This window comes from uncultured Streptococcus sp. (assembly GCF_963511325.1).
Lineage (GTDB): Bacteria > Bacillota > Bacilli > Lactobacillales > Streptococcaceae > Streptococcus.
In genome coordinates, this window is sequence record NZ_CAUPII010000048.1 from 1 (window position 1) to 9,737 (window position 9,737).

The 9,737-nt window shown below is 39.9% G+C and carries 11 protein-coding genes and 1 other RNA gene; 6 read left to right on the forward strand and 6 right to left on the reverse strand.

Annotation, left to right across the window (positions count from 1 at the left end; genetic code table 11):
- Positions 1 to 859 (forward strand): LPXTG cell wall anchor domain-containing protein (locus RQ973_RS09130; protein WP_311523762.1); only part of this gene is annotated, 859 nt, incomplete at its 5' end.
- A gap of 400 nt (positions 860 to 1,259) precedes the next feature.
- On the opposite strand, the gene ssrA is transcribed toward RQ973_RS09130, so the two are convergent.
- The 6 genes from ssrA to RQ973_RS09160 all read right to left on the reverse strand — a co-directional run bounded on the left by ssrA (position 1,260) and on the right by RQ973_RS09160 (position 5,474).
- Positions 1,260 to 1,607, reverse strand: a transfer-messenger RNA (tmRNA) gene (ssrA, locus tag RQ973_RS09135).
- Positions 1,608 to 1,710: 103 nt separating this feature from the next.
- Positions 1,711 to 2,292: a class I SAM-dependent methyltransferase gene (locus RQ973_RS09140; protein WP_311523764.1), complete on the reverse strand. Its 582-nt coding sequence runs from the start codon at positions 2,290 to 2,292 to the stop codon at positions 1,711 to 1,713.
- A 259-nt stretch (positions 2,293 to 2,551) separates the two neighbouring features.
- A complete protein-coding gene (locus RQ973_RS09145; protein ID WP_311523766.1) occupies positions 2,552 to 3,211 on the reverse strand; it encodes an amino acid ABC transporter permease in 660 nt (219 codons plus the stop codon).
- 9 nt (positions 3,212 to 3,220) lie between these two features.
- The gene (locus RQ973_RS09150; protein ID WP_075231401.1) at positions 3,221 to 3,898 is read right to left on the reverse strand and encodes an amino acid ABC transporter permease; all 678 of its coding nucleotides are present in this window, start codon (positions 3,896 to 3,898) and stop codon (positions 3,221 to 3,223) included.
- Between the two features lie 12 nt (positions 3,899 to 3,910).
- Positions 3,911 to 4,705 (reverse strand): transporter substrate-binding domain-containing protein, encoded by a 795-nt coding sequence (locus RQ973_RS09155; RefSeq protein WP_311523768.1) that lies wholly within the window; start codon positions 4,703 to 4,705, stop codon positions 3,911 to 3,913.
- A gap of 10 nt (positions 4,706 to 4,715) precedes the next feature.
- On the reverse strand, positions 4,716 to 5,474 hold the full coding sequence (locus RQ973_RS09160) for an amino acid ABC transporter ATP-binding protein (RefSeq protein ID WP_311523770.1): 759 nt from the start codon (positions 5,472 to 5,474) through the stop codon (positions 4,716 to 4,718).
- A 177-nt stretch (positions 5,475 to 5,651) separates the two neighbouring features.
- On the opposite strand from RQ973_RS09160, the gene recJ reads away from it, so the two are divergent.
- From recJ to RQ973_RS09185, 5 genes are all read left to right on the forward strand, one after another.
- Positions 5,652 to 7,877: a single-stranded-DNA-specific exonuclease RecJ gene (gene recJ, locus RQ973_RS09165; protein ID WP_311523774.1), complete on the forward strand. Its 2,226-nt coding sequence runs from the start codon at positions 5,652 to 5,654 to the stop codon at positions 7,875 to 7,877.
- Between the two features lie 373 nt (positions 7,878 to 8,250).
- On the forward strand, positions 8,251 to 8,403 hold the full coding sequence (rpmG, locus tag RQ973_RS09170; protein WP_001809375.1) for a 50S ribosomal protein L33: 153 nt from the start codon (positions 8,251 to 8,253) through the stop codon (positions 8,401 to 8,403).
- A 9-nt stretch (positions 8,404 to 8,412) separates the two neighbouring features.
- The gene (secE, locus tag RQ973_RS09175) at positions 8,413 to 8,589 is read left to right on the forward strand and encodes a preprotein translocase subunit SecE (protein ID WP_001211016.1); all 177 of its coding nucleotides are present in this window, start codon (positions 8,413 to 8,415) and stop codon (positions 8,587 to 8,589) included.
- 57 nt (positions 8,590 to 8,646) lie between these two features.
- Positions 8,647 to 9,183: a transcription termination/antitermination protein NusG gene (gene nusG / locus RQ973_RS09180; protein ID WP_045763385.1), complete on the forward strand. Its 537-nt coding sequence runs from the start codon at positions 8,647 to 8,649 to the stop codon at positions 9,181 to 9,183.
- Positions 9,184 to 9,375: 192 nt separating this feature from the next.
- Positions 9,376 to 9,737, forward strand: a 362-nt coding sequence (locus tag RQ973_RS09185; RefSeq protein ID WP_311523772.1) for a sigma-70 family RNA polymerase sigma factor, incomplete at its 3' end; no start/stop codon positions are given.

Genomic DNA, 9,737 nt, shown 5'->3' on the forward strand with positions numbered 1-9,737 from the left:
TTACCCAGATGGTTCTAAGGATGAAGTACCAGTTAAAGTAACTGTAAAAGATCCAACTAATAAAGTCGTTAAAGATCCATCAGTAACCCCAGTTACAGATCCAAGCAACTTGACTGACGCCGAAAAAGCTAAAGTAGCGGAAGAAGTTAAGAAAGCTAACCCAACCGCGAAAGATATCAAGGTTAACAAAGATGGATCAGTAGTTGTAACCTTTGAAGATGGTACAACAGCTGTAATTCCAGCCGATAAGACAGTTAAGAAATCATCAGATAAAGTTAAGGAATCAGATGGAGTTAAGAATCCATCAGTAACCCCAGTTACAGATCCAAGCAACTTGACTGATGCCGAAAAAGCTAAGGTAGCCGACAAAGTTAAGAAAGCTAATCCAACAGCAAGCAAGGTAGAAGTAGGAAATGATGGCACAGCAACAGTAACCTTCCCAGATGGTTCAGTAGTAGTCTTGACCCCAGCGAAGACAGTGAAATCAGCTGATTCAAATGGCGTTAAGAACCCATCAGTAACCCCAGTTACAGATCCAAGCAACTTGACTGATGCTGAAAAAGGTAAAGTAGCCGACGAAGTTAAGAAAGCTAACCCAACAGCAACAGATATCAAGGTTAACAATGACGGATCAGTAGTTGTAACCTTTGCAGATGGATCAGTAGCAGTAATTGCAAGTGAGAAAGCTGTTAAGGAAGCAACTAAAGAGTCAGCTGCTAACCAATCAGCTAAGAAAGCTGGAGCGAAAGAATTGCCAAATACTGGTACAGAGCAATCTAACGCTTCACTTGGCTTAGCACTTCTTGCAGCAGCGACAGGTGGACTTCTCTTCGCTAAAAAACGCAAGGAAGAAGAGTAATTTATCATTACTCTGATAAAGCATACTTGAGAATCTTGATTCTATGAGTTTGCTAGAAAAACCGTAAGAAGAAATTCTTACGGTTTTTTTGATGAATAATATTAGGAGAATGGTGGAATGTCAGTCTTACAGATCTTTAAAACACTAAAAATTCAATTGAATAGCTGTTCAATGTATATGCTATTTTTCCCATAGAAGAAAAGTTAATGTTGCCATCTTTTAAGTATCTTGATGTATATTGGATTGAAATAAGATATGAACAAAGAGTTTAGGAAAGTCAAATTAATTTCTAAAAATGTTTTAGAACCCGTAGCGTACTATTATAGGTTCAATCCACTATAACATTGTAAACTTGTATGAGAACAGAAAAAACGTTGAGATCATCAACGTTTTTTTAATATAATGGAGCCGGTGGGAGTCGAACCCACGTCCAAACACCTGCTAACATATTTGTCTACAACCATAGGTTATGTATTGTTTTAACAGCCCCTCGACACATAACTCAAGCCTAGAAACTGCGAGTCTATAAATCTCTTATCAAACTGCTAGACAAAGCCTGATCGTATCTCGCTAATAATAAGACCTGTCATCAGACACGAGCAATCCGAATCGGGTCACGCCTGCTGTTTTTTAGGCAGCTAGAGCGTAAGAAGTGTTATTTTTTGCAGTTATATTTAACTGAGCGTTTACGTCGCCACACGAGTCGCAAAATATGCCTCATAATGCCTGTCGAATCCGTAACGACCCCAAAAGACAATACAACTATTATACCTTATCTATTGGGAAAATGCAAAAGCTGAGTAAAGATTAGCATTTGCTTTGTTTTTAGGGATTGTCTGATACTCTAAGGGCTAAATATTCTTGCTACTTGTAAGAAATAATCGGGAAGGTTTACGGAGAAAGAGATGGTCTGAGCTGTAGAGTATTTGACTTGTTATTTCCGAAAAACCTTGTTGGCTGAGACTTTCTTCAAGTTCAGAAATGATAAAACCGTGTGTCTCTCCAGCTGGTACAGTAAAATCAGCGATAAAGAGTTGCCCGCCATGAGTCAAATGTTCCTTGAACATAGCCAGACTGTCCTCGAGATTAGGCATATGATGAAGAACTCGACTGACGATGATAAGATCGAACTCTTCTTCAAGTGGTTCAAGTAATAAATCCTGTTGAATCAAGTATAGGTTTGCAAGCTTTTGACTTTCAATCTTGAGACGAGCTTGCGCAAGCATCTTGTCTGCAATATCAACCAAGGTCACTGATTTAGCTTGTTTGGCAAGAGGAAGGGCGATAAGGCCAGTTCCACCTCCAAAGTCTAGGATTGATTTGTTCGACAAATCAGGCACTTGTTTTACTAGATGCTGGCAAACAAGATCGGCCAGAAATTGATTTTTTGGAGAATCAAATGATTCTGCTCGATGATTAAAATGATGTTCCATATTTCTAGTCTAGCATAAAGTTTGGCAGTTTAACATTTCCTAGCTTTATTCTAGTAAAGGAATAAGCAAAAAGATTTCTCTCAAAAGGCGGTGGGACAGAAATCGATAGACAAAGTCTCGATTTCGTAGTCCCAGCCCCGCGAGGATGATTAGGAGCTTTTTGGAGTCTAAAAGACGAACAAAAAGTTCAATCAGCTACCGCGTCAAAGTTTGATTGTTAATAAAAAGTGAGGTCGGGATTTTTTGTCCCAACCTCTTGTTATTCTGTAGCTTGTTGCCAACGTTTTGCTAGAGTCCGTGAAAGGCTTGAAATAGCTAGGTTGAAGCTGAAGTAGATTAGGGCGATCAGGATATATAAGCTGAAAACCTGTTCTGGTTCAAAATATCGGCCCATGAGGATTTGACTGGCACCAAAAAGCTCTTGGAGGGCGATTACAGAGTATAGAAGACTTGTATCCTTAATCACTGTTACAAATTGAGAGATGATGGCAGGGAGCATCTTGCGGATGGCTTGCGGTAGGATGATATGATAGAGGATTTGGTGATAGGAGAAACCTTGTGCCATTCCAGCCTCGTATTGTCCTTGATCCACTGCGTTAAGACCACCTCGGACAATTTCAGCAAGGGCTGCTGATGTAAAGAGAGTAAAGGCAGTGATTCCGGCTGGGGTAGATTTCATTTTAAAGACTAAAAAAATAGTGAAAATCCAGAGTAGATTAGGAACATTTCGTACAAATTCAATGTAGACACTAGCAAGGATTCGTAATAGGGTGTTTTTTCCGTTACGCATGATAGCAAGGATGGTTCCAATTGCTGTTGAAAGTGTGATAGCAATCAAAGAGATATAGAGGGTTAGACCAAAACCTTTTAAAATAAAGATGAGGTTGTCTAGACTGAGAACTTCAAGAATACTTTCCATAAAAACCTCCTAAAGTGAATAAGCTTTTTTGTTAGCTTGCTCCATTTTTCGTCCAAATTGAGCAACAGGGAAGCAGAGGGCAAAGTAGAAGAAGGCGGCGCCTAAAAAGGCAGGGACATAGTTTCCGTTGAGTGCGGACCAAGATTTGGTGACAAACATAAGATCAACTCCAGAAATGATAGCTACTGTCGAAGTATTCTTAATCAGGTTGACGACTTGGTTGGTCAAGGGAGGGAGAATGATGCGAAAAGCCTGCGGTAAGATAATCAAGCGCATTTCATTTGCATAGGTGAATCCCTGAGAAAGAGCGGCTTCGAGTTGGCCTTTAGGGATAGATTGAATTCCTGACCGAATGACCTCAGCGATATATGCGCCGTGGTAGAGTCCGACACAAAGAACGGCAGTCCAGTAGATGGGAATCATGATAGTATGGTTACTAATCAGAGGCAAGCCGTAAAATACAATAACGAACTGAACTAGGAGAGGGGTGTTTTGATAAAATTCGACAAAGATACGGGACAAGATCCGTAAACTGCCATGTTTACTAGTGGATAAGGTACCGAATAGGATGCCTAATAGCATGGCTAGGGCAAAAGAACCTAGAGCGATAGCTATAGTAAAGAGAAATCCGTTAAAAAATTGACCAAAATGTTGAAAATAAGCTGTCCAAGATGATGAATCTATCATGTAGCTACCTCCTTATTCTGCTGAGTGTTTGGAAGGTTTGAGATTGTAGCGATCGTATAAGTCCTGCAAGGTCCCATCCTGACTCCATTTGACAACCAATTGATCTAGATAGTCATTCAGTTGCGTGTTCGATTTTTTGGTTACAATACCATAGTCAGAAGGTTTGAAGCTATCGTCAAGTAGTTCAGTTCTTTTGCTGCTATATCCGGAAAGGATAGAACGGTCTACTGAGAAGGCATCAATCCGATGGGCGTGGAGGGAGGTGATTAATTCAGGATAAGAGCCGAGTTCGACAAATTTAAAGGATAGTCCTTTTTTATTACCTAGCTCTGTAATCAGCTTTTGGGTGATGGATCCTTGTGCGACTCCAATGGTTTTTCCGTTTAAATCCTCAATATCTTTAATCTTACCTGATTTATTTACCAAAAATCCACAGGCGTCTGTATAGTAAGGGCTGGTGAAGTTGTAGAGCTTTTTCCGCTCATCTGTAATAGTGAAGGTGGCGATATCCATATCCACTTGTTCGTTGTCTAACAGAGGACCTCGCGTTTGAGCAGTAACTGGAACGTAGCGGACCTTGACCTTGAGTTGATCTGCAATCAGTTTAGCTAACTCTGTTTCAATACCTGAGAATTCTCCTGTTTTCGGATTTTTATAGCCGAAATTCGGAACGTCTTGTTTGACGCCGACAACGATTTCTCCCTTTTTTTGAATATCTGCGATACTGGTATCTGCTTGAACTGATGTCACAAATCCAATACTTAAAAGGCTGGTAACTACTGTTGCAAGAAAGAAATTCTTTTTCATAGGCGTCTCCTTATTTGACCTTGTCACTTTCGTGGTTAATAATCTTGCTGAGAAATTGTTGGGCGCGCGGTTCACTTGGGTGGTCAAAAAATGCATCCACATCTGTTGTATCGACCAAGACTTGCCCATCTGCCATAAAGATGATGCGATCAGCTACCTTGCGAGCGAAGCCCATTTCGTGTGTGACGATGATCATATTCATACCGTCCTGGGCTAGTTTTTGCATAACAGCAAGGACATCACCGATTGTTTCGGGGTCGAGAGCTGAGGTTGGTTCATCAAAGAGTAGGAGTTCAGGTTTCATAGCTAGGCCTCTAGCGATAGCTACTCGTTGCTTTTGTCCGCCTGATAAGGTGGCTGGATAGGAATCTTTCTTATCCCACATATTTACAAATTCTAAATATTTTTGTGCAGTTTTTTGAGCCTCTTTGGGATCAATACCCAGTACTTTAATAGGTGCGAGAGTTACATTTTCTAACACAGTCTTATGTGGATAAAGATTAAAATGTTGGAAAACCATACCTACTTCCTTGCGGAGAGGGACCAAATCCTTTTGGCTCGCACCTGCCACTTGGTGTCCGTTTACCAGGAGACTTCCGCTATCAATCGCCTCTAGACCATTGATAGTACGGATCAGAGTTGACTTTCCAGAACCAGATGGTCCAAGTAAAACAACAACTTGGCCTTTTTCAAAACGAAGGTTGATATTCTGGAGTGCGTGGTAGTCTCCGTAATACTTTTCAACAGCTTTAAATTCTACTAAAGTCATAATTTTTCTCCTTTGTGTTAGATTTTGTAACATAGATTCTACAACAAAAGCGTTTTCCTGTCAAATGATATTACAAAGAAATTAGTAAAACTTTGATAAAAGCAAAGCAGATAGAGAAAAACTGAAAATCATGTTATAATAAAATGATAGAATCGTAAGAAAGAGTGGATGATTTTTTTGATAATTCCTACTTATAATTGGCAATTTGCTCCGCAAGTTGAGGATGCGGATTTTACAAAGATAGCCAAGAAAGCTGGTTTGGGTCCTGAAGTGGCTCGTTTGTTATTTGAACGAGGTATTCAGGATGAAACCAGTCTGAAAAAATTTTTAGAACCTTCTTTAGATGATTTGCATGATCCCTACCTTTTAAATGATATGGAAAAGGCAGTGGAGCGGATTCGCCATGCTATTGAGCAAGGGGAACTGATTCTCATTTACGGGGACTACGATGCGGATGGGATGACTTCGGCTTCCATTGTCAAGGAAAGTTTAGAACAGTTAGGCGCTGAGTGCCTGGTTTATCTTCCCAATCGCTTTACGGATGGTTATGGTCCAAATGCCAGTGTCTACAAATATTTTATCGAACAGCAGGGTGTGTCTTTGATTGTGACGGTGGACAATGGTGTGGCGGGGCATGAGGCCATTGATTTGGCTCAGTCTATGGGAGTGGATGTCATTGTGACTGACCACCATTCTATGCCTGAGGTTTTACCAGATGCCTATGCTATTATCCATCCTGAACATCCAGGGGCGGACTATCCTTTCAAGCATTTGGCGGGTTGTGGTGTCGCATTTAAGTTGGCTTGTGCCCTTTTAGAAGAAGTGCAGGTTGAGTTGTTGGACTTGGTTGCCATCGGTACAATTGCCGATATGGTCAGCTTGACGGACGAAAATCGTATCATGGTCCAGTATGGTCTTGAGGTCTTGCGCAATACCCAACGAATGGGGCTACAAGAAATGTTTGAAATCGCTGGGATTTCGAGTAGTGATGTGACAGAAGAGACGGTTGGTTTTCAGTTAGCACCTCGTTTAAATGCCCTTGGACGCTTGGATGATCCCAATCCAGCTATTGATTTGTTGACTGGATTTGACGATGAGGAAGCGCATGAAATCGCCCTTTTGATTCATCAAAAGAATGAAGAACGTAAGGAAATTGTTCAGTCGATTTACGATGAAGCTAAAGGCATGGTGGATCCTGAGAGAAGTGTTCAAGTTTTGGCGAAGGAAGGCTGGAATCCGGGAGTTCTTGGAATTGTAGCTGGGCGCTTACTTGAAGAACTGGGTCAGACAGTCATTGTCTTGAATATCGAAGATGGACGCGCCAAAGGTAGCGCTCGAAGCATTGAAGCGGTTGATATTTTTGAAGCTTTGGACCCGCATCGAGAACTATTTATAGCCTTTGGTGGTCACGCAGGCGCTGCAGGTATGACCCTTGAAGTGGATAAGTTGGAAGTCTTATCTGATCTTTTGGAAGCCTATATCCGAGAAAAAGGTGCAGATGCCCAAGGAAAAAACAATCTATTTTTAGATGAAGAACTGGATTTAGAGACCTTGAGTCTGGAGACGGTGAAAAGTTTTGAACGTCTAGCTCCTTTTGGGATGGATAACCAAAAACCTGTCTTTTATATTCGAGATTTTCAAATTGAAAATGCTCGCGTTATGGGAGCTGGTAATGCTCATCTTAAGCTGAAAATTTCCAAAGGTGAGGCCAGTTTTGAGGTGGTCGCTTTTGGTCAGGGTAAATGGGCGACTGAATTCTCACAGACTAAGCAACTGGAATTGGCAGTGACTCTCTCTGTCAACCAGTGGAATGGTCAAACAACCTTGCAGTTGATGATGGTTGACGCCCGTGTAGAAGGTGTCCAGCTCTTTAACATCCGTGGCAAGAATGCCCTATTACCAGAAGGGGTACCTGTTTTGGACTTTACGCAAGAGTTGCCTGATGTGATCTCTTGTTCAGCTATTGTCGTAAAAAATATCCCTGAGGATATATCCCTCCTTAAGAAAATCTGTCAGGAGCAAAATTTTTCTGCTATTTACTTTAAAAATGATATAGCTAAGGCTTACTACTTGACGGGATATGGCACAAGAGAGCAGTTTGCAAAATTGTATAAAGCCATCTATCAGTTCCCAGAGTTTGACATTCGCTATAAACTCAAGGATTTGGCAGCCTTTCTCAAGATTGAGCAAATTCTATTAGTTAAAATGATTCAGATATTTGAAGAGCTTGGCTTTGTGACCATTGAAAATGGAGTCATGAGGGTGAATAAAGAGGCTGAAAAGCGTGATATAGCTGAGAGTCAGATTTATCAAAAGCTGCAACAAACTGTTAAAGAGCAAGAAATAATGGCGCTTGGAACAGTTAAGGAAATCTATGATTTCTTAATGGAAAAAAGTGAATAGAGATAGAAAGAGTTGGCTTGCTGACTCTTTCTATTTGCTCTCAAGTGGAAGTTAGTTGAAGTAGAAAATGGAGAAAGAAGTGGAAAGGAAATTCCTAGTAGAGTATAAGTATCAACAGAAGAAAGAATTTGAAGCTAGTTTACCGATACCAAGGGAGATCTTTTTAGATTTGTTTGATTTTTTGGATCAGAAGTTAGAGTCGCTGACTTGTTATGATGCTTTTCTTTTGAAAAATTATGTTTAAAAGTATTTTGGCTAAATCTCTTGGTAAATCAAGTGGAAGTTACTTTGAGAAATTACCTTAAAAAATCAACAAACGATTTAACTTGTCAAAGCAGAGGTTTATTGTTATAATAGGTAGGATGGAGGCGTTATGGCACTTAAAAAAGCAAGTCTAGCCTGTGCGGTTTGTGGTTCTAGAAACTATTCGATTAAGATTAGTGGAAATCCAAAACCAACACGCTTAGAAGTAAATAAATTTTGTAAACACTGTGGCAAGTACACCACACACCGAGAAACGAGATAGGAGAAAACGATGCGTTTTATTAAGGATATTTTTAAACTTCTTAAAGAAACAACTTGGCCGACTCGCAAGGAAAGTTGGTTAGATTTTAAATCTATCATGGAATACACTGCTTTCTTTGTAGTGATGATTTATATTTTTGACCAATTGATTGTTAGCGGATTGATTCGTTTTATTAATATTTTTTAAAATAAGCTAAGAAAAAGATCTAGTCGCTGAAATTCTTCAGTTAGGAAAGGAAAAAACATGGATAGTTTTGATAAAGGATGGTTTGTGCTACAAACTTACTCTGGCTACGAAAATAAAGTAAAAGAAAATCTATTGCAACGTGCACAAACATACAATATGTTAGAAAATATTCTACGTGTTGAAATTCCTACACAAACAGTGCAAGTGGAAAAAAATGGAAAGAAAAAAGAAATCGAAGAAAATCGCTTTCCAGGTTATGTTCTTGTAGAAATGGTTATGACCGACGAAGCATGGTTTGTTGTACGTAACACACCAAACGTAACAGGATTCGTAGGTTCACACGGAAACAGATCAAAACCAACTCCACTTTTGGAACAAGAAATTCGCGATATTTTAGTTTCTATGGGTCAAACTGTCCAAGAATTTGATATTGATGTTGAAGTTGGCCAAACTGTTCGCATCATTGACGGTGCTTTCGCAGATTACACAGGTAAGATCACAGAAATTGATAATAATAAAGTTAAGATGATTATCTCAATGTTTGGTAATGATACAGTAGCGGAAGTAAATCTTAATCAGATTGCAGAACTTTAACCAAAAAAATTATCAATATAAAATCACAAACAAAGACAATTGTAAAAGAGACAGTTGTCTTTTTTTACGGCTCATTTGTCAGTATTCATACTTCCTGATACACCTTGGACTTGAAAAAACACAAGACAGAAATCAAAGCCCTTCTTTCCCCCTTTCTCTGCTATACTACAAGCAGAGAAAGGGGGAAAGCAAATGCTTGAAAAGTATTATGAGAAGGTAAAAGGAATTGTCCATAGATGTCGAAAAGATTACTATCTCCACCTGTGGGAAAAAGAGGATTGGGACCAAGAAGGACTGATCTGTCTCTATGAACTCCTCGAGGCCCATCCAGAATTAGTGGAAGAGGAAAAGAAACTCTACGTCTACTTCAAAACAAAATTCCGCAATCGAATCCTAGATAGCGTCAGAAAGCAAGAGAGTCAAAAACGTCGCCTAGACCGAATGGCCTACGAAGAAGTAGGGGAGATTAGCCATCGCCTACCAGAAGGAGGATTGTGGCTGGATGATTACTACGCCCTTCATGAATTGTTGAATACTTATAGAAGAAAGTTACC

Coding starts and splice junctions, on each gene's coding strand:
- RQ973_RS09140 (WP_311523764.1), bottom strand. CDS start 2,292: ATGGAACATCATTTTAATCATCGAGCAGAATCATTTGATTCTCCAAAA.
- RQ973_RS09145 (WP_311523766.1), bottom strand. CDS start 3,211: ATGGAAAGTATTCTTGAAGTTCTCAGTCTAGACAACCTCATCTTTATT.
- RQ973_RS09150 (WP_075231401.1), bottom strand. CDS start 3,898: ATGATAGATTCATCATCTTGGACAGCTTATTTTCAACATTTTGGTCAA.
- RQ973_RS09155 (WP_311523768.1), bottom strand. CDS start 4,705: ATGAAAAAGAATTTCTTTCTTGCAACAGTAGTTACCAGCCTTTTAAGT.
- RQ973_RS09160 (WP_311523770.1), bottom strand. CDS start 5,474: ATGACTTTAGTAGAATTTAAAGCTGTTGAAAAGTATTACGGAGACTAC.
- rpmG (WP_001809375.1), top strand. CDS start 8,251: ATGGCACTTAAAAAAGCAAGTCTAGCCTGTGCGGTTTGTGGTTCTAGA.
- secE (WP_001211016.1), top strand. CDS start 8,413: ATGCGTTTTATTAAGGATATTTTTAAACTTCTTAAAGAAACAACTTGG.
- nusG (WP_045763385.1), top strand. CDS start 8,647: ATGGATAGTTTTGATAAAGGATGGTTTGTGCTACAAACTTACTCTGGC.